We start from the raw sequence: 18,418 nt of genomic DNA on the forward strand, positions 1-18,418 counted from the left end.
GTTTAGCTTTGATGCCCAGACTCGGCAGACCAGGCGACCTGCGTTTTGGGCGAATCCGATGGGCGCTCATTCAACTGGCGCAGCAAGGTTTCGCGATCGCAGGCGTTTTCCGACAGGGACATGACCACGGTGGCCACGGCATTGCTGGCCAGGCTGGTCAGGGCACGTGCCTCAGACATGAAACGATCGATGCCGATCAACAACGCCAGTCCTGCCAGTGGGATGTCATGAATGACGGTCAAGGTCGAGGCCAGTGCCACGAATCCGCTTCCGGTGACCCCGGCCGCGCCCTTGGACGACAGCAACATGATCGCCAGCATGGTGACGGTCTGGCCGAGGGTCAGATCGATGTTGCAGGCCTGGGCGATGAACAGCGCGGCCAGCGACAGATAGATGGCTGTACCGTCCAGGTTGAAGGAGTAGCCGGTGGGCAGTACCAGTCCGACCACGCCTTTCTTGCAGCCCAGCCTTTCCAGCTTTTCCAGCATCCGCGGCAAGACCGGTTCGGTGGAGGAGGTCCCGAGCACGACTAGAAATTCCTCTCGGAAATAGCGCAACAGCTTCCACAGGCTGAAACCGTTGGCCCGGCACAGGCCACCGAGCACCACCAGCACGAAGAACGCGCACGCGATATAGAGCGTACCTATCAGCTTGGCCAGGGAACCGAGGGAGGACACGCCGTATTGTCCAACCGTGAAGGCAAGTGCGCCGAAGGCGCCCACTGGCGCGAAACGCATCAGATAACCGAAGATGCGGAACACCATGGTCGAGGCCGACTCCAGCACCTGCAATACAGGCTTGCCCTTGTCGCCCATTGACGACAAGGCGAAGCCACTGAGCACGGCGATGAACAGCACCGGCAGCACTTCGCCATGGTTGAACGCGCCGATGAAGGTGTCCGGGATGATGTGCAGGAAGAAATCGACCACGCTCAGCTTGGCCGCCGAGGCCGTGTACTGATCGAGCCCCGCAGTGCTCAGGGTGGCCGGGTCGATGTTCATGCCGACGCCGGGGCGCAGCAGGTTGACCGCTGCCAGGCCGATGATCAGGCTGATGATCGTGAGCACCAGGAACAGCATCAGCGTCTTGCTCATCAACCGACCCAGCGATCGCTTGTCGGTCATGCCGGCGATACCGGTGACGATGGTGCAGAAGACGACCGGGGCAATCATCATCTTGATCAACTTGATGAAGGCATCACCCAGTGGCTTGAGCGCAACGGCCTGTTGCGCCCAGAAATGACCGACCACCACGCCCAGCAGGACGGCGCAGAGAATCTGGAAATACAGTGATTTAGCGAGTTTCATGTTGCATCACCCATTATTGAAATTGTGCGGATGTGCGGGTAAGCGATGTGTGGCTAGGCCTGCCTAGCCCGCCAACCTACGCAGGGTTGGGGCGTATACGAAGCCAGAGAACAATCGACGGGCAGTCCGGACGACGGAAGCCTGCAACGTTTTACCGTCGGTGCCCGTGCGCGAGAGCGCCACATCGATGCCCCCACTGGGGTGTTCCAAACGGACCTCTTCCAAGTGCTGGGCCTGATCGCCAAGCATATCCATGATTACCGTGCCAGGGCTGACGCAGGCGGTCGCCAACCCGATCGCACCGGTGATGGCCAGTGCACGATGGCAGTTGTGAGGCATGAAGTAACGCACTTGCAGCGTCCCGTCATGACGCGGTTGGGAAACCAACACGGGCTTGGGAACCACCATTGCGCTGACGTCACCTAGGCCCATGGCCTTGCCCGCTTTGAGCCGCAGTGCTTCCAGGCGCCGCAGCAGGGGCTTGTTCGCATCCAGTTGCGCTGGGGTTTCCGAGCCGGTGATGCCCAACTGATGGGCATCGATGATCATCATCGGCATGGCCATGTCGATGCAGGTCACCGCTACGCCGTCGATCACTTCTTGGGCCTTGCCGGTCGGGAACAGCTTGCCGGTTTTGCTGCCCACCGCGTCGAGGAAGGTCAAGTGCACAGGGGCCGCCGTGCCCGGTACGCCGTCGATGGCCGTACGGCCCTCGTAGCGCACGATTCCTCCAGGCGTTTCCACCAGAGAATTGACCAAGGTATCGGTATTCAGATTGCGGATGCGCACCAGCGTCTTGCCATCTTCAGCCTTGACCAGTCCTTGCTCGATGGCGAAAGGGCCTACGGCGCAGAGCATGTTTCCGCAGTTGGGGGCCGTGTCGACTCGCCGATCAGCGACCATCACTTGGACGAACAGGTAGTCGACGTCCGCATCGGCATGCAAGGACGGACTGACGATCGCCACTTTACTGGTCTGTGGGCTGCCGCCACCGATACCGTCGATTTCCAGTTCGTGCCCCGAGCCCATCAGGTTGATTAGCAATTCGTCGCGTTCGACCACGTTGGCAGGGAGATCCCAGGCATGGAAAAAAGGCCCCTTGGAGGTGCCGCCGCGCATGAGCACGCAAGGAATTCGTTGCATAATTTCGCACTCTTGTTGATCAATGGGCATCATTGATGTTGTGCGGGCAAGAGTGACAGGGCCTCATCAATCAATCCAATGCAAAAATCGTCATGATTATTGCGTATAGCAAAATAGTTCGTTGGTAGTCAGAGAGTGATCCGAAATGGAATATGAGCTGCAAGATATTCGATCTTTCGTGAAGATCGCGGAAGTTGGCAGCTTTCATGAGGCAGCCGAGCTCCTGCATCTGTCCCAACCTGCGTTGAGCCGCCGAATAAAAAAATTGGAAGACGGGCTGGGCACGCCCTTACTCGAAAGGACCACGCGTCGCGTCAGCCTGACCAGCGTTGGACGGGATTTTCTGCCCAAGGCCCGACGCCTGCTCGATGACTTCGAGGATTCGATTCTGAGTATTCGGGAACTCGCTGAGCGTCAAAGCGGACAAGTCACACTGGCGTGCATTCCGACGGCGGCGTTCTACTTTCTGCCCTCGGTCATCCGCGACTACAACGAGCAGTACCCGAAAATCCGCATCCGCCTCTTGGACCTGAGCGCCAACGATGGCCTGGAGGCGGTGTTGCGCGGTGAGGCTGACTTCGGCATCAACATGATGAGCGGCCAGCATCCGGACATCGAGTTCGTTCCTTTGGTGCAGGAGCATTTCGTCCTGGCTTGCCGGCGTGACCACCCCTTGGCCAAACAGGATGTCGTGACCTGGACCGAACTGGCCGACTATCGATTGATTGGCGTAGGCCGATTGAGCGGCAACCGAATGCTGCTCGACCATGCGCTGGCCGGACTCACGCTGCGGCCGAAGTGGTTCTACGAGGTGCAGCACTTGTCGACTTCACTGGGCATGGTCGAGGCCGGCTTGGGCGTATCGGCCATGCCCAGCTTGGCGATGCCCAATGCCGACCATCCCACGCTGGTCAGTGTGCCGCTGATCGATCCCCAAGTCACCCGGACCCTGGGATTGGTGTATCGCCGAGGGGCGTCTCTGTCGCCAGCGGCGGAGAAGTTCGTATCGATTCTGTTGGCCAAATGGCCTAATCGTTGACGGTACGGGGCGGGGCGCGCATCGCCGTTGCCAGAGCTGTGGCCCAGGGCGGGCTCGGTTGTATGACCTGACCCGCGCGCGGGGGCTTGTCGGTCACCCGCTCAAGCCCCACGTTGCGCCCGGTTTGACGCGCATCAGTGTGCTGAATGAGCCACTGGCTTCAGGCCGCTGTCCTGGATCGCTTTATCAGCTTTCGTCGATGCCAGGTAATCGAGCAGCGCCTGGGCTGCTGCGTGATGCTCGCTCTTGCTGACGACTGCGCCAGAATACAGGGTCATCTTCTGCGCTTGGTCGGGAATCAGACCGACGATGTCGATACCCTGTACCGGCTTGAGTTCGCTTAGCTGTTGGAAGCCGATTTCGGCCTGGCCGCGAGCGACCACCGAGCCGACCGGTTCAGCAGGGATCATGTGAGCCTTGGCCAGAAACTGCTCGCCCAGTTGCATGCGCGGGAACAGAGTCTTGGACAGGTAGACACCGCTCGCGCTGTCGGAGTAAGCGACCGAGCTGCTGTTCAGGAGCACTGTGCGAAACTGCTCCATGGTGCCGATCTGCGGTTTCGGGGCGCCTTTACGCACGGCCATGGCAATGAACGATTCGCCGAGGTCGACACGGCTGGTTTTATCCACTTGGCCCGCTTTCACCAAATTGTCCAGCGCCGAACCTACCATGAGCACGACGTCAGCGTGCTCACCACGCGCCAGCCTGTTTGGAACGGCCTGAGGCGTGTCGCCCATCGAGGGCGCGGCAAGCACTTCGAGTTTCACGCCGAACTGCTTTTCATAAGTCGGCGCGACGGCCTGGATCGCACCCATGATGCCGCCGGAACTCAGAACGGTGAGGGTCTGTGCCGACGTTGCATCCGCGGCCGAGCATGTCATGGAAGCGACCATAAGGGCCGCAAGGGACAGTATGCGAGTCATCGGTATTTCTCTGGGTAAAAACGCCATGTTAGCGACCGCCAGGACCCAGCGGGACTAATGCGTTCTGAAGAATATTTCATGTAGTTCCGGTCCTAGCGCCGCCGCCTATCGCCCGTTTGGAGAGCGAGCCGCTTGATGAGCAATGCTCATGTCGATTGCCTTGGTGAAGGATGGCGCGCTTGTGCAACGCAGTGCTGCGCGTCGGACGGTTCCCAAAACTTACGTCGCAGCGCGGCGCACGCCCTCAGCGGCTTGCACTGAGTCAGCGATAGGCCTAAATTCTGTCTGTCGCGGCAATTTCCGCGATCGGGTTTGGCGACCCGAATGTAAAAGGCGCATCGGCGCCCCGATCACGATTGCAGGCGCTTTTTTTGTGTCCGCATTTTCGTGCAATGGCGGCTGTGCGTGGGAGACCTTCGGGTCTGCCGGGTTCCTTTTCCTCGGTTCGCCAACCTGCGTACAGCTGCCACCCAATCGTTTGGCGACGATTGACGTGGTGTTCAACTGAAAAGGAAATCATGCATGCTCACCGCTACCCCTCGCAGGATCCTCGCATCCGTTCTCCGCCGCTCTGCACGTGGCGCCCCTCCGTACCCCGCTCATACCGAATTCAAGCAACAGCCCAGGCAGGTGCGTCATGACTGACCGGGAGCGGCTTTCGACCATTCAATCCTATGCCTGGACACTCGTGTTACTGGGCGAGGCGCTGGCCCAGCAGGACGACTTGCTCGAGTGCGAGCACAATCCGCAGTTGGGTGTGCGCAGTACGGCGGGCATTCATCAGGCGATCCGTATCATCAGCCGGTTAATGGCAGAGCAATGCGGTGCGTTGTTCGACGGCTGTGGAGGAGAGGGCCAGTAGCCGGTAGGGGAGTTGCCTCGCGGTGAAGGGACTGGGTGTTCTCCAGGCGTTGCTTAGTAAGTACACAGCCTTGAGGCCTGTAACTCTGCGCGGATCTGTGGCGACACGAGGCTGCTCCCATAAGACGCGCGCGACAGTGTCGGATGGTGTGGATTTCAGAACGTGTGTGACAAGCGTTCACGCATTCGACGAATCACCTTTACCCGCTTGCACAACTGGCGGTAGCGGCGGCTGTTGAGGCAGGCCAACGCCGAGCTGGCCGTTACCGTTCCAACCAAAGCGTACAACGGCATATTTGACCTTACATAAGACCACATGCAGCACATCAGACAAAGAATCAGTAGCATGACAATTAACCACGTGGCTTCTCCCAAGCCTCGGATGACGGCGTATTGGGCAGTCGTGAGTATCAAAATGCAGAGCATCAACGTAGTGACCGCGAATTCATGGAAGTGGGGATTGCCGGATAAGTAAAGAGAGGCCATGCAGACGGTGGCTATCGAACTGGCGATGATCGTTAACAACATGCTGAGGGCAGCAATTGGGAAAAAATGTTTGAAGAAATGTTCCCAGTTGAATGGCATGAGCATGCTCTTTAGTTATCCTCAATCAATGTGGCCCCAGGAATTCTAAGATCTTTTGCATCCAACCTAGCGGTCTGGGAGGCATAGCAACAGATGTGCAGACTTCGTGGTCCTCGTTGATCACGGTTCAGATCGGCATTGCGCAATGAAACGTTCACGCATTCGACGAATCACCTTTACCCGCTTGCACAATTGGCGGTAGCGACGGCTGTTGAAGCAGGCGAGGGCCGCGCAAGATGACAGCATGCCGATCACAGAGAAGATCTCCATTCCGGGCTTCAAGTACATCAACGCGCTGGCCAGCAAGTTAAAGACCAGCAAGACGACGATCACCCATGTCGCTTCACTGGTGCCGCGCATGACCGCGTATTGAGCAGGCCCCACTGTGAACGCGCCCGCCGCCAGCATGCCGATGGAGTACAGGTGATAGTTGGGGTCAGATTTAAAAAAGAACGCCGCGACGGCATCGGTGGCTATGACCGATGCCGTTAACGTCAGTAAAAGGCCTAGGACCGCGACTGGGTAGAATCGCTTAATGAACGTAAAGATGGGAAATGTCAGTATCGTCATGGCGAATCCCGCAAATTAGCTCGGCACATGCTCAGAACTGCCTTCGACCTCTGCGCAGATGCCGATTGATGCATCGCGCGGCCCAATAGCGCAGCGAGTGCCCGGTGATGATGAGTTCGAGAGCTTAGAAATTCAGCGCTTGGATGTATGTCGGACGCGTCTTGAACAGAGCCGCGATGAGTCGGGTGCACGAGGTAGAAGGATGAACGGGGACGTCCCTCAACCCATTGACGCCCCCCAAACCCCACGCTACGTTGCCCCTCCCACACCGCCCGACCCCCAACCGCCATGAGCTACGACATCATCCTTCTCAAGCCAGACGACCTTGATATTGACAATCTGCAAGACCTCGACGAGGTGCACGAGATCGGCAGCGAGTCATTCGTACTCAACGCACTCAACGCCGTATTCCCCGGATGCATCGACGGCTTTTTCGCCCACGGCGAGGCCTATACGGTCGAAGGCAGCCTCAGCGGTCAGCCCGTCACGTCAGTGCATTTGTCGCTCAGGTTCGGCGCCGCCTGGTCCGATGCTTCGTTCAGCGAAGTCGAACAGCAAACGACGCGGCTGTGCCAATCGCTACAGGTGTGCGCATTCTCGGTGGATGACAACTCGCGCCTTGCCGGGCCGCTTTGATCGCATCGCTGGCGAGCCACCGTGCCTCGCGCTCAGCCGCGCAGCCGCTCCACCAGCGGCAATGCATTCACTTCAGGTTTGGCAAACAGATACCCCTGCATCAACTCCACCCCCAGCCCGGACAGGGCATCGCACTCGGCCTGGGTCTCGATGCCTTCGGCGACCAGCGTGATGTCCAGGCGCAGGGCCACCAGCACGATGCCGGCGACGATGGCCTGGCGCACGGGGTCTTTGCTGATGCGGCGGGTCAGGGCCATGTCCAGCTTGAGGATGTCCGGCTGGAACTCGGCCAGCAGGTTAAGGCCCGAATAGCCCGAGCCGAAGTCGTCGATGGCGGTGGTGAAACCCTGGTTCTTGTATTCGGCGAAGATCGACTTGAGGTGCTCGGGATCCTCCACGCGCTCGCCTTCGGTCACTTCGAAGATCAGTTTGTCGGCCGGGAAGTCGAAGGTGCGGGTGGCTTCCAGGGTGGCGCGGATGCAGGTGCTGGCGCGGTAGACGGCGTTGGGCAGGAAATTGATGCTCAGCTTGCAGTGGTCCAGGCGATTCAGGCCCAGTGCCGCGGCTTGCTCGATGGCTTTGACCCGGCAGGCCTGGTCGAAGCGGTACATGTTGTCGGCCGAGACCTTGGCCAGGATGTCCGCCGCGCCTTCGCCGTTTACCCCTCGCACCAGCGCCTCGTAGGCGAAGGGCTTGCCCGTGGGCACATGGACGATGGGCTGGAACGCCATGGTGATGTCGAAACCCAGGCTTTCCAGGTTGCGGCACTGGGCACAGCCAATGGCTTCGAAGGGCTGGGGAAAGATGGGCTGGCTCATGGCGGCTCCGGGCTAAGGCAGTGAAGTCGGCTGTGGGTTGGCGCTCTGGTGGCGCAATCCCCGTGCTTATTCGATCTCGGTCAGAGCTTGGACCACCGCCTGTCGCAGACGTGCCGAACGACGCTGAACAAAGCCGCTTACGGACGCGTCTGCGCCGCTTGCCCGTCACCCTGCGGCGGCACCAGCGAGGCCAGGGCCTGGCGCAGGCTGGCGAGATCCTCGAAATGACGCTCGCGCACCACCTTGCCCTGGTCCATGTCCAACCACTGCACCGTCTCGCGATCGCCCGCGTAACGTTCGGCCACCTGGCCGTCGCGGTCGAGCAGGATGCGGTAGTTGGCCGAGCGCATATTCGGCACCAGGAATTTGAGCACCAGCCCCGGCACGCGGGCGATGTCGGCGACGAAGACCACCTTGCGGGCATCCAGGTAGCCGGGCTGGGTGTGCTCCACGGCGCTGTTGACCAGGTTGGCGGTGGCGTGGCTGCGGGCGATCAGCACCACCCGTGTGGTTGGGTCCAGGGTGTAGGCCGTGTCGAACTGGTCCTTGAGGGTCCAGGCCGCCGGCGCGCTGGTCTGCGCTTGGGCGAGCGCGCTGGTGCAGGCCAGCACGAGGGGAATGAGGAAGCGACGCATCGGGGTGGCTCGAGCAATGAAGAGTGCCGAGAGTAACGGCAGGAAGGGGCGTTGGAAACCATCGACTCGCCGACCGGGGCCTATTTCATCCGCCCCGGCAACGACTCACCGGCGCGCGTGTCACACCGGCAGGCCGGTGGGGCTGCCCAGTTGCACGCGGTCCTTGCCGGCGCGCTTGGCCCGGTACAGGTTGCGGTCGGCATGGATGAGGATGTCCGACAGTGCCTGGCCGTGGATGAAGGGTACCAGGCCCGCGCTGAAGGTGAAGGGCGCGGGGGCGTCGCGCGACTGACGTACCTCCTGTAGCAGACTTTCTGCCCAGGCCACGGCCCGCGAAGCGTCCTGGGTATTGAGAATGATGCCGAACTCCTCGCCGCCCAGACGGCCGACGTAGTCGGCCCCAGCCTTGGCTTTCAGGCGCCGGGCCAGCAGGCACAGCACCTGGTCGCCCGCCGCATGGCCGAGGCTGTCGTTGACCCGCTTGAAGTCGTCGATGTCGATCATCATGAAGTAGCCCGCCGGGTGGCTGGCGACGAAACGCTCGAAGCGCTCCATGAGCGCGCGGCGGTTGAGCAGGCCGGTCAGGTGATCGGTCTCCGACAGCGTGCGGTAGTGCTGCTCCACGTCCAGGGTGACCTGCAGCGCGCGCAGGTAAGTGCGGCTGTTGATCCAGCCCAGACCAATGGAAAAGGTCACGAACAGCGCCAGATAGCTCCAGCGCGCGCTGTCGTGCGCGGAGCCGGCGAAGGGCCAGACCAGCACCCAGGTGAGCGAGGCGACCACCAGGTAATCCATCGGTCCGCGAATCAGCAGCGAGGCACCGACCACCGCGAGCACCGTCAGGGGCAGGGCGTAGTGTTCGTACAGCAGCGGGTATTCCTCGAAGATCAGGCGAAAGCCGCTGACCGCTGCCAACACGAACAGCAGCCCGGAAAACCGCCAGACGCGGTGGGAAACGGTGAAGGTCTGGATCAGAAACAGCCCTGACAACGCGGCCAGGGTGACCCAGGCGCCGGGTCGGCTGAGGCGTTCGGCCAGCATCACATGCACCAGGCCCCAGGTGACGATCACCAGCAACTGGACGGCAATGATGCCCTGGCGCAGCAGCAGCCGGATACGCTGTTCATGGCTAGCCGAGACACTGGGCATCGGGCTGAGCGATTCGAGATTCCTGGGCATCCACACACAACTCCATGCTGACCTGCGCGACGGCGAAATTGATTGCCATGGTGTGCCTGACCAGCTCGGCGAAGGCCGGTCGCATTTCCACCAGCGTGCCCACACAACGGAAGTAGCCCTTTTGCTCGCCTTCGCGTACCAGCCGCATCAGGTGGGTCTTGGACACGCACAGGCGCGCCGACAGCTCGGCGTAGGTCGAGACCTTGTAGCCGCCGCCCACCGAGCGATGGGCCAGGGCGTCGAGGTGCAGCGCCAGCATCGGCAGGTGGCCGCCGTCCTTGTTCATGATCCATTTGGCGCCCGGCAGCAGGCTGTCGAGCATCAGATCGGCCTCGAGCAACTGGCCCAGCCTGACGAAATAGTCGCGCAGCCAGGGCTGCGGGTTCTCCAGGTCCAGCGTTGGGGCGCTTGGGCGCAGCAACTGGGCGGGCAGCAGATAGGCGCGGGTGACATTGACGGCTTCCTCCAGCGCCGTGCGTGTCGGTCGGTACAGACGCAGCCGGGCGTCCTCCGGGTGCGTCCAGACATGCATGTAACCGGTGATGATGAAGAATGAGAAGTACGATTCGAGGCTGTTGCGCGACAGGTAGCCGCGCTGCTCGCAGAACTCCTTGACCCGTGACAGCGGTGTCAGCGGGTCGCGGAAGTGGAAGCACAGCAGCGCCATCACCACCATCAGCCGGTCGTACTTCATCAGGCTTTTGTAGAAGAAGGGTTTGCGCCGGTAGTGGCCGAGCATCAGCTCCAAGTGGCGAGTGACCGCTTCATCGATGTCGCCTCGGTAGCATTCGTCGATCCCGTGTTGCAATCGACCCATCAATTCGGCTCGCTTCATCGATTCCCCGCGTACCCGACAGAAGTGACAATCATTGCCATCATTTGGCCAGATGCGAGTATACGGCGTTGCTCTGGGTGTCCCGGTCCACCCCAAAAATGTTTCGCGCCAGCGCGACGGCGATGATCAGCCGGTGAGTACTTTTCAGGTGTAGCGGGCGAGGTTCACGCTTCGCCCATCGCCGCCCGCACCCGCGCCGCCAGCTCTTCCACGGCGAAGGGTTTGGTCAGCACCTGCATCCCTGCTTCCAACTGGCCATCGCCCACGGCGGCGGTCTCGGCGTAGCCGGTGATGAACAGGATGCCCAGGCCCGGACGCAGTTCGCGGCCGGCGTCGGCCATCTGCCGGCCGTTCATGCCGCCGGGCAGGCCGACGTCGCTGATCAGCAGGTCGATGTGCACGTCCGAGCGCAGCACCTTGAGCCCGGCGACGCTGTCCGCGGCCTCGATCACCGCGTAGCCCTGGTCGCGGAGCACATCGGTGAGCAGCATGCGAATGGTCGGCTCGTCGTCGACGATGAGGATGGTCTGCCCCGCGCGCGATGCGGCATCGTGCGACTGTTCTTCCAGGTTCTGTTCGCGCTCGACATCGCCCACGTAGCGCGGCAGGTAAATGCTCACTTCGGTGCCGACGCCTACCTCCGACTGCATGCGCACCTGGCCGCCGGACTGCTTGGCGAAGCCGTAGATCATCGACAGCCCCAAGCCGGTGCCCTGGCCGAGGGGCTTGGTGGTGAAGAACGGGTCGAAGGCCTTGGCCACCACGTCGGGGCTCATGCCGGTCCCGGTGTCGCTGACGCTCAGCGACAGGTATTGGCCCTGGACCAGGTCCAGGCTGCGTGCCACCTCGTGGTCGATCCAGCGGTTGGCGGTCTCGATGCGCACGCGACCGCCGTCGGGCATGGCGTCGCGGGCATTGATGCACAGGTTGAGCAGGGCGTTTTCCAGTTGGCTGGGGTCTACCCGCGCCGGCCACGGATGGCTGGCGCCGAGCGTCTCGATGCTGATGGCCGGGCCGACCGTGCGCTGGATCAGGTCGGTCATGCCCATGATCAGCGCGTTGACGTCGGTCGGCTGCGGGTCGAGGGTCTGGCGCCGGGAGAACGCCAGCAGCCGGTGGGTGAGGGCAGCGGCGCGGCGGGCGGCGCCCTGGGCGGCGGCGATGTACTTGTCCAGGTCGGTCAAGCGACCCTGGGCCAGGCGCGCATTCATCAGTTCCAGCGAGCCGGAGATGCCAGTGAGCAGGTTGTTGAAGTCGTGGGCCAGGCCGCCGGTGAGCTGCCCGACCGCTTCCATCTTCTGTGACTGCCGCAGTTTTTCCTCGGCCTGCATCAGCTCGGCGGTACGCTCGGCCACCCGCTGTTCGAGGGTGTCGTTGAGGGCGCGCAGGGCGGCGGTGGCGCGGTCGCGCTCGGCCTCCAGGGTGCGCCGGTCCTCGACATCGATGAGCACGCCGGGGAAATCCTTGGGCTTGCCATCGGCGTAATCGACCCGGCCGTTGGCTTCCAGCCAGTAGTAGCAGCCGTCGGCGCGGCGCACGCGGTACTGGTGGGCGTAGGCGCCGCCCCGGCCAATGGCGTCGTCGATGGCGGCGATCAACCCGGCGCGGTCGTCCGGGTGCACGGTGGCGATCACCTGTTCCAGGCTCAGCCCCGTGCGGCCCAGCGCCGGGTCGAGGCCGAAGGCCTGGGCGAAGGCCGGGTCGACGGTGAAGCAGTTGGTGGGCAAGTCCCAGTGCCAGGTACCGATGATGGCCCCGGCGGCCAGGGCCAGTTGCACCCGCTCGATGTTCGAGCGCGCCAGTTCCTCGCTTTCACGCAGCCGTTCCTGGGCGTTGCGGCGGGCGGTGACGTCGTTGAAGAAGATGCCGATCTGCCGCTCGCTGGGGTCGCCCACCGGCACGGCGCGCACGTCGAACCAGCGGCCGAAGGCCTCGGCGTAGTTCTCGAAAGTGGCGGGCTCGCGGGTCTTGGCGACATGGCCGTAGGTCTGGAACCAGAAGCTTTCCAGGTCTGGCGCGTATTCGGTGACCCACTTGCCGCGCAGGTTGACCCCCGACTCGCGCTCGAAGGCCGGGTTGACCTCGATGAAGCGGTAGTCGACCGGTTCGTCGCGTTCGTCGAACTTGACCTCGACGATGGCGAACGCGGTTTCGATGGTCTCGACGATGGTGCGAAAGCGCTCCTCGCTCTTGCGCAGGGCGGTGGCGGCCGAGCGGGTGTGGGTCAGGTCGAGCATGGCGCCGATCATGCGCACGGCCTGGCCCTGGGCGTTGCGGATGACGTGGCCTCGGTCGAGCACATCGGCATAGCCGCCGTCGCTGCGGCGGAAGCGGTACTCGTCGGTCCAGGCACTGCCTTCGCCATCGATCACGGCGTGGATCGAGGTGTGCACGCGGGCGCGGTCTTCGGGATGGATGTGCTCGAACCACCATTCGCCGGTCGCCAGGATCTGCACGGGCGAATGGCCGTAGGCCTGTTGCAGGGCGTGGTTCCACTGCACGTGGTTGCACACCAGGTCCCAGTCCCAGATCGCGTCGTTGGTGGCCTTGGCCGCCAGGCGATAGCGTTCCTTGGTTTCGTCCAGGTGCTCGACGTCCAGGCCGGCCGTGGTCAGGGCTTCGCGCAGGCGCGCCACCTCGGCTTCAAGTTGTTCGCGGGTCAGGTCGTTCACGGTCGTTTCCACTTGAAGCACTCACGAAAGGCTTCTCGATGATAGCATTTTGCCTTGCTTGCCGACGGCCCGGTGTTTAGCGCACCAGCCGCGGAATCAGTCGTACATAGACCAGCTCGCCGATCAATTCGATCAGCGTCTGGGTGATCACCGCGGCGGCGGCCAGCGCCCTCAACGGCTCCGGCAGGGCCAGGGCGAGCGGCAACACCACCAGCGAGTTGCGCGTGGCGGCGCTGAAGCTCACCGCACGCGCCTGCTCGGCCGGGAGACGCAGGCAGCGGGCGCAGGCCCAACCGAGCACAGGCGCCAGCACCATGAAGCCGATGTACAGCGGAATCAGCGGCAACAGGCGGGTGACATCCTCAGCCAGCGCGGCGATCTGCGAGCCGATCACGGCCAGCAGCACCAGCGCCATGGCGGGTACGGGCAGCCAGGCCCAGGCCGCGTTCCAGCGCGCCAACACGACCGAGCGACGAGCCCCGGCGCCGCTCAGCACGGCCAGGGTCAGCGGCAGGACGATCAGCAGCATGAAGGCTTCGACGAACGGCGCGACGGAAAGTGCCACAGGTGGCGAGCCGTCGAGCATGACGCCCAGGTACAGCGGCAGCAGGAGCAGTTGCAGCACCAGCAGCAGCGGCGTGGCCGCCAGCGTCAGGCGTGCGTCGCCTCGGCCCAGGTGGGTGAACACCACCACGTAGTCGATGCACGGAGTGAGCAGCACTAGCAAGGCGCCGATCAGCAGGGCGGGGTGGTCCAGCAGGGAACGGGTGGCCGCCCACACCAGCAGCGGAACGAGGACGAAGTTGGCCAGCAGCAGTGCGGCGATGAAGCGCCGGTTGGACAGGCTCTGGCGCAGGTCCAGAAATGGAATCTGCAGGAACATGGCGTACATCAGCACGGCGATGGCGGGCGTGATCAGCGCCTGCAGGGTGCTGCCCACGCCCGGCGCGAGCAGGCCGATGGCGAGGGCGATGCAGACGGTGCCGAGATAGACGGGAATCTGCTGGGTTTCGAGTTGATCGCGGGTCACGCGGGCATCCTGATCGGCGGGTGGACTGGGCGGCTCATGATGCCAGGGATGGCAGGCAACGCGGTTTTGGGCCGCGCCAGGCTAGCCCTGCGTCAATTCCTGCTGAGCCTCGTTGCCCACGCTCGTCGTGGATTCGGCAAACCACCGAGGCCACGAACTGCGCTGCCGCCCGCCCACCTCCACGCACGGAATCAGGCGCTGCGTGAGCACTTCGGTCTGCCCCACCGTCACCGCCGTGCGGTACTTGCGGCTATGGATGCATTCGCGGTCGCCGAACTCGCAGCGGTTCAGTTGCGTCCCGCCACACGGTCCGTTGGCCAGGCCTTTGGGGCAGGTTTCCGGGCAGATGTACAGGGTGTCCTGCAACCGGCACTGCCCGCAGGTATCGCACCCCACCAGCGGCCGCTTGAGGCTGCGCTCCAGCCGGTGCAGCAGGCTCGCCGCCTTGGGCGCGGACCACAGGGGCTGGCGCACGCCCCAGCCGAATGCCCTGCTGAGCAGCGTCTGGCGGTCGAACAGTTGATGGTGCAGGGCCGACAGCAGGTGGTAGCGGGTCTGTTCGAGCGCCGATGCACGCACCCCGCGCTGGCCTTCCTGCCAATGGTGGCCAGGCGGGTGGAAGCTCACCGTTTCCACGCCCGCCATCTGCCAGGCCTGGTCCCAAGCTGTCTGCCAGTCATCGAGCGTCTGCACCTGCGCCAGGCGGGTGTCGAGCGCCTGCTCCAGCGCCACGAACTGCTCCAGCGAATGCACCCCGGAGAGGTTGATCCCGGCATAGCCCAACAAACGCAGGCCGATGATCTGCAAGGCCAGGCGCTCGATGCCGCGCTGGTTGGCGAAGGCCTTGGACACGGCGGCCTCGGCGGCCAGCACCCGGCGCATGGCCGGGCTGACGGTGACGCCAGCGACATGCTCGAGCATCGCCGCACGACCTTCAGTGAGCGCCATGATGCAGGCCAGCATGGGCCGGGGCGTGGGCTGGCGCTGCATCCAGCGCTGGGCCTCGCGGTATTTCTGGAAGTCGAAGCCCAGTTGCAGGATGAAGAAGTCGGCCCCGGCCGCGAGCTTCTTTTCGGCCTTGAAATACTGCGCACCGCCTTCCTCTTCGCGGTACTTGAACGGATTCAGCGCCGCGCCCAGCAGCCAGTCGGGGCGCGCTTGGCGCACGATCTGCAGCGCCGCCACCGACTCCAGGTAACGCACCGGACGCTGCCCCGGCGTGTGACCGGGCAGGCGGTCGCCGGTCAGCACCAGCAACTGATCCAGGCCGGCGGCATCCATGCGCGGCAACTGCGCCAGCAGTTCCTGGCGCTCACGGTCCTTGCCAGAAAAGTGCAGCAGCGTCGGCACCGGCGTCTCGAAACTCTGGCAGGCGTCGAGCGGCGACAGGTCCAGCGCGCTGCCGACGCGATCGCCGATCGACACCGCCAGCGGCCAGCCGCACAGGTGCTCGCGGGCCATGATGCTGGCCAGCTCGGCGAAGCGCTTGGCCGAGGGCTTGGGCACGAACTCCATGACACAGACGAAGGAGTGGTCGTGCAGGGCTTGTCTGAGCAGGCTCATGAAAGATACCGAGGGACGGGCAGGATCACAGTGTCGCCTGGGCGCAGCGCGGCGGCTTGTCTGCACGCGTACGCGACCGCTCTGGAACAGACACAGGCGCCAGGGCGCGATGCAGAGGTTAGGTCAAACATGAGGAAAAATGAACTTGATCTCAAATTTTGTGAGTTTGTCTCACGTTCTGCGTAACGCCAGAATTCGCTTCATCGAATTTTCCATGGCAGGGGTAGGACAATGGCACTGGCACACAACCTGGGTTTCCCACGCATCGCACATGATCATGCGTTGCAAAAAGCCTTGGACGCCTTCTGCGCGGGTGAGTTGGATGAGGCCGGCCTGCGTGCCGTCGGTCGCACGCTGCGCACCAGCCACTGGCAGGCGCAGAAGGACGCCGGTATCGAGTTGCTGCCGGTCGGCGACTTCGCCTGGTATGACCCCGTGCTGACCCATTCGCTGGCCTTCGGTGTGATCCCCGAGCGCTTCGGTCAGGAGCCAGGCGCTGCCCCGACCTTGCACACCTTGTCCGACCTGGCCCGTGGCGCTGCCCATGGCCAGGACACCACCCAGTGGTTCGATACCCCTCACCACTACGTGGTCCCGCAATTGAGCGCCGACCAGCGTTTCGCCCTGAGCTGGGAGCCGTTGTTCGAGGAGGTCGAAGAGGCCAAGGCCCTGGGTCATGCGGTGAAACCCGTGGTGCTCGGCCCCTTGACCTATCTGTGGCTAGGCAAGGCCAAGGACGCCGGGTTCGACACGCTCGAACTGGTCGATCGCCTGCTGCCGCTGTACGACGACATCTTCAATCGCCTGGCTGCCCAAGGCGTGGAATGGGTACAGATCGACGAGCCGATCCTGGGACTGGACCTGCCTCAGGACTGGAAGAATGCCTACGAACGCGTTTACAACATCCTGCAACGCGCACCGCTGAAAAAGCTGGTGGCCACTTACTTCGATGGGCTTGGCGGCAACCTGGGGCTGGCCGCCAACCTGCCGGTCGATGGCCTGCACATCGATCTGGTGCGCGCCCCTGAGCAGTACCCGACCGTCCTCGACCGTCTGCCGGCTTACAAGGTGCTGTCGCTGGGGGTGGTCAACGGCGGCAACGTCGGTGCCTGCGACCTGGACAACGCCTTCGAAGTGCTGCGCCATGCCGCCGAGCGCCTGGGCGACCGACTGTGGGTGGCGCCGTCGTGCCCGCTGCTGCACGGTGCGGTGGAGCAGGGCGATGACCACTGCGTCGATTCGAAAAGCGCGCTGGCTTTCGCCGTGCAGAAATGCCGGGAAGTGGTGCAACTGGCCAAGGCCGCCAGCGCCCCGGAGCTGGCGGTCCTGCAGAAGACGGCGGCCTAGCGCTGCAGCGTCAGCGCCACGCCTTGGCCACCGCCGATGCACAGGGTGGCCAGACCTTTCTTCGCGTCACGCTTGATCATCTCGTGCAGCAGGGTCACCAGCACCCGGCAGCCCGAGGCGCCAATGGGATGGCCCAGGGCGATGGCGCCGCCGTTGACGTTGACCTTCGCGGCGTCCCAGCCCAGTTCCTGACCCACCGCCAGGGCCTGGGCGGCGAAGGCTTCGTTGGCTTCGATCAGGTCGAGGTCCGCCAACTGCCAACCGGCTTTGTCCAGGCAGCGACGGGTCGCCGACACCGGGCCGATGCCCATGATCGCCGGATCCACCCCGGCGCTGGCGTAGCCACTGATGGTGGCCAGCACCGGCAGGCCCAGCGCCTGGGCTTTTTCCACGCTCATCAGCAGCACCGCAGCGGCGCCATCGTTCAGGCTCGAAGCGTTGCCCGCGGTGACGCTGCCATCGGCTTTGAACGCCGCCCGCAGTTTGCCCAGCGATTCGGCCGTGGTGCCGGGGCGCGGTTGCTCGTCGGTGTCGAATACCCGCGGTTCGCCTTTGCGCTGAGGAATGTGAATGGGCGTGATCTCGTCCTCGAAGCGCCCGGCCTCGATGGCCGCCAGTGCTTTGCGCTGGGACTCGGCGGCGAAGGTGTCCTGGGCCTCGCGGCTGATGCCGTATTGGCTCACCAGGTTCTCGGCGGTGATGCCCATGTGGTAGTCGTTGAAGGCGTCCCACAGGCCGTCGGTGATCATGCTGTCGACCAGTTGACCGTGACCCATGCGCTGGCCGGTGCGTGCCGAGGGCAGCACGTACGGCGCCAGGCTCATGTTCTCCTGACCGCCGGCGATCACCACCTCGGCATCGCCGCAGCGAATCGCCTGGGCCGCCAGGTGCACGGCCTTCAGGCCCGAGCCGCAGACCTTGTTCAAGGTCAGTGCCGGCACCGCGTGGGGCAGGCCAGCCTTGACCGCCGCCTGGCGCGCGGGGTTCTGCCCGGCGCCTGCGGTGAGTACCTGGCCGAGGATCACCTCGTCGACCTGCGCCGGGTCCAGGCCGGTCTGGGCCAGCAGGCGCTGGATCACCGCAGCGCCCAGGTCGACGGCCGAAACGTTGGCCAAGGCCCCTTGGAAGCTGCCGATGGCAGTGCGGGTGGCGGCGACGATGGCGACTTCTTTCATTGTTGTTCTCCGCAGACGGTGAAGGATGGCACAGCATCCCTGGCGGGCGCTGATTTGAGAAGTTTGTTTTTCTTTGCCATTGATCGGCTTTGCAAATGAA

At 63.5% G+C, this 18,418-nt stretch carries 16 protein-coding genes and 1 pseudogene; 4 read left to right on the forward strand and 13 right to left on the reverse strand.

Features of this window, described 5'->3' with window-relative positions; translation table 11 throughout:
* Positions 1–2: 2 nt before the first annotated feature.
* On the reverse strand, positions 3–1,307 hold the full coding sequence (locus tag ACK2SD_RS05015; protein WP_412461518.1) for a dicarboxylate/amino acid:cation symporter: 1,305 nt from the start codon (positions 1,305–1,307) through the stop codon (positions 3–5).
* Positions 1,308–1,370: 63 nt separating this feature from the next.
* The gene (locus ACK2SD_RS05020) at positions 1,371–2,450 is read right to left on the reverse strand and encodes a 4-oxalomesaconate tautomerase (RefSeq protein ID WP_080754761.1); all 1,080 of its coding nucleotides are present in this window, start codon (positions 2,448–2,450) and stop codon (positions 1,371–1,373) included.
* Positions 2,451–2,595: 145 nt separating this feature from the next.
* On the opposite strand from ACK2SD_RS05020, the gene ACK2SD_RS05025 reads away from it, so the two are divergent.
* Positions 2,596–3,489: a LysR family transcriptional regulator gene (locus tag ACK2SD_RS05025; RefSeq protein WP_039580095.1), complete on the forward strand. Its 894-nt coding sequence runs from the start codon at positions 2,596–2,598 to the stop codon at positions 3,487–3,489.
* A gap of 134 nt (positions 3,490–3,623) precedes the next feature.
* Here ACK2SD_RS05025 and ACK2SD_RS05030 read toward each other — a convergent pair whose 3' ends face one another.
* A complete protein-coding gene (locus tag ACK2SD_RS05030; RefSeq protein WP_304484565.1) occupies positions 3,624–4,412 on the reverse strand; it encodes a substrate-binding domain-containing protein in 789 nt (262 codons plus the stop codon).
* 637 nt (positions 4,413–5,049) lie between these two features.
* On the opposite strand from ACK2SD_RS05030, the gene ACK2SD_RS05035 reads away from it, so the two are divergent.
* Entirely contained in the window at positions 5,050–5,274 is a 225-nt protein-coding gene (locus ACK2SD_RS05035; protein WP_412461519.1) for a hypothetical protein, read from the forward strand.
* 155 nt (positions 5,275–5,429) lie between these two features.
* Here the strand turns inward: ACK2SD_RS05035 and ACK2SD_RS05040 are convergent, their stop codons facing one another.
* Both ACK2SD_RS05040 and ACK2SD_RS05045 read right to left on the reverse strand, forming a co-directional pair.
* Positions 5,430–5,858: a hypothetical protein gene (locus ACK2SD_RS05040; RefSeq protein WP_412461520.1), complete on the reverse strand. Its 429-nt coding sequence runs from the start codon at positions 5,856–5,858 to the stop codon at positions 5,430–5,432.
* A gap of 120 nt (positions 5,859–5,978) precedes the next feature.
* Positions 5,979–6,428: a hypothetical protein gene (locus tag ACK2SD_RS05045; RefSeq protein ID WP_412461521.1), complete on the reverse strand. Its 450-nt coding sequence runs from the start codon at positions 6,426–6,428 to the stop codon at positions 5,979–5,981.
* A gap of 288 nt (positions 6,429–6,716) precedes the next feature.
* Here ACK2SD_RS05045 and ACK2SD_RS05050 point away from each other — a divergent pair, with 288 nt between their 5' ends.
* Positions 6,717–7,064 (forward strand): hypothetical protein, encoded by a 348-nt coding sequence (locus ACK2SD_RS05050; protein WP_412461522.1) that lies wholly within the window; start codon positions 6,717–6,719, stop codon positions 7,062–7,064.
* Positions 7,065–7,096: 32 nt separating this feature from the next.
* On the opposite strand, the gene ACK2SD_RS05055 is transcribed toward ACK2SD_RS05050, so the two are convergent.
* From ACK2SD_RS05055 to ACK2SD_RS05085, 7 genes are all read right to left on the reverse strand, one after another.
* Positions 7,097–7,882 (reverse strand): EAL domain-containing protein, encoded by a 786-nt coding sequence (locus tag ACK2SD_RS05055; protein WP_412461523.1) that lies wholly within the window; start codon positions 7,880–7,882, stop codon positions 7,097–7,099.
* 137 nt (positions 7,883–8,019) lie between these two features.
* A complete protein-coding gene (locus ACK2SD_RS05060) occupies positions 8,020–8,517 on the reverse strand; it encodes a hypothetical protein (RefSeq protein ID WP_317871715.1) in 498 nt (165 codons plus the stop codon).
* Positions 8,518–8,637: 120 nt separating this feature from the next.
* Positions 8,638–9,696 (reverse strand): diguanylate cyclase domain-containing protein, encoded by a 1,059-nt coding sequence (locus ACK2SD_RS05065; RefSeq protein ID WP_412461524.1) that lies wholly within the window; start codon positions 9,694–9,696, stop codon positions 8,638–8,640.
* On the reverse strand, positions 9,647–10,513 hold the full coding sequence (locus tag ACK2SD_RS05070; protein WP_412461525.1) for a hypothetical protein: 867 nt from the start codon (positions 10,511–10,513) through the stop codon (positions 9,647–9,649). Before ACK2SD_RS05070 ends, ACK2SD_RS05065 begins: the two co-directional genes overlap by 50 nt.
* 182 nt (positions 10,514–10,695) lie before the next feature.
* Positions 10,696–13,203 (reverse strand): PAS domain-containing protein, encoded by a 2,508-nt coding sequence (locus tag ACK2SD_RS05075; protein ID WP_412461526.1) that lies wholly within the window; start codon positions 13,201–13,203, stop codon positions 10,696–10,698.
* 76 nt (positions 13,204–13,279) lie between these two features.
* On the reverse strand, positions 13,280–14,233 hold the full coding sequence (locus tag ACK2SD_RS05080; RefSeq protein WP_412461527.1) for an arsenic resistance protein: 954 nt from the start codon (positions 14,231–14,233) through the stop codon (positions 13,280–13,282).
* An 81-nt stretch (positions 14,234–14,314) separates the two neighbouring features.
* Positions 14,315–15,796: a methylenetetrahydrofolate reductase C-terminal domain-containing protein gene (locus tag ACK2SD_RS05085; protein ID WP_412461528.1), complete on the reverse strand. Its 1,482-nt coding sequence runs from the start codon at positions 15,794–15,796 to the stop codon at positions 14,315–14,317.
* Positions 15,797–16,027: 231 nt separating this feature from the next.
* Between ACK2SD_RS05085 and ACK2SD_RS05090 the strand changes: the two are divergent.
* Positions 16,028–17,140, forward strand: a pseudogene (locus ACK2SD_RS05090) (5-methyltetrahydropteroyltriglutamate--homocysteine S-methyltransferase); the annotation flags it as partial.
* Here ACK2SD_RS05090 and ACK2SD_RS05095 read toward each other — a convergent pair.
* On the reverse strand, positions 17,140–18,318 hold the full coding sequence (locus ACK2SD_RS05095; protein ID WP_029614392.1) for an acetyl-CoA C-acetyltransferase: 1,179 nt from the start codon (positions 18,316–18,318) through the stop codon (positions 17,140–17,142). The pseudogene ACK2SD_RS05090 and the gene ACK2SD_RS05095 overlap by 1 nt on opposite strands.
* Positions 18,319–18,418 lie beyond the last annotated feature (100 nt).

This window comes from Pseudomonas sp. SC11 (assembly GCF_047039205.1).
GTDB lineage: Bacteria > Pseudomonadota > Gammaproteobacteria > Pseudomonadales > Pseudomonadaceae > Aquipseudomonas > Aquipseudomonas boreofloridensis.

Excerpts from the sequence above, each read along its gene's own strand:
- ACK2SD_RS05015 (WP_412461518.1), bottom strand. The coding sequence starts at position 1,307 with ATGAAACTCGCTAAATCACTGTATTTCCAGATTCTCTGCGCCGTCCTG.
- ACK2SD_RS05020 (WP_080754761.1), bottom strand. The coding sequence starts at position 2,450 with ATGCAACGAATTCCTTGCGTGCTCATGCGCGGCGGCACCTCCAAGGGG.
- ACK2SD_RS05025 (WP_039580095.1), top strand. The coding sequence starts at position 2,596 with ATGGAATATGAGCTGCAAGATATTCGATCTTTCGTGAAGATCGCGGAA.
- ACK2SD_RS05030 (WP_304484565.1), bottom strand. The coding sequence starts at position 4,412 with ATGACTCGCATACTGTCCCTTGCGGCCCTTATGGTCGCTTCCATGACA.
- ACK2SD_RS05035 (WP_412461519.1), top strand. The coding sequence starts at position 5,050 with ATGACTGACCGGGAGCGGCTTTCGACCATTCAATCCTATGCCTGGACA.
- ACK2SD_RS05040 (WP_412461520.1), bottom strand. The coding sequence starts at position 5,858 with ATGCCATTCAACTGGGAACATTTCTTCAAACATTTTTTCCCAATTGCT.
- ACK2SD_RS05045 (WP_412461521.1), bottom strand. The coding sequence starts at position 6,428 with ATGACGATACTGACATTTCCCATCTTTACGTTCATTAAGCGATTCTAC.
- ACK2SD_RS05050 (WP_412461522.1), top strand. The coding sequence starts at position 6,717 with ATGAGCTACGACATCATCCTTCTCAAGCCAGACGACCTTGATATTGAC.
- ACK2SD_RS05055 (WP_412461523.1), bottom strand. The coding sequence starts at position 7,882 with ATGAGCCAGCCCATCTTTCCCCAGCCCTTCGAAGCCATTGGCTGTGCC.
- ACK2SD_RS05060 (WP_317871715.1), bottom strand. The coding sequence starts at position 8,517 with ATGCGTCGCTTCCTCATTCCCCTCGTGCTGGCCTGCACCAGCGCGCTC.
- ACK2SD_RS05065 (WP_412461524.1), bottom strand. The coding sequence starts at position 9,696 with ATGCCCAGGAATCTCGAATCGCTCAGCCCGATGCCCAGTGTCTCGGCT.
- ACK2SD_RS05070 (WP_412461525.1), bottom strand. The coding sequence starts at position 10,513 with ATGGGTCGATTGCAACACGGGATCGACGAATGCTACCGAGGCGACATC.
- ACK2SD_RS05085 (WP_412461528.1), bottom strand. The coding sequence starts at position 15,796 with ATGAGCCTGCTCAGACAAGCCCTGCACGACCACTCCTTCGTCTGTGTC.
- ACK2SD_RS05095 (WP_029614392.1), bottom strand. The coding sequence starts at position 18,318 with ATGAAAGAAGTCGCCATCGTCGCCGCCACCCGCACTGCCATCGGCAGC.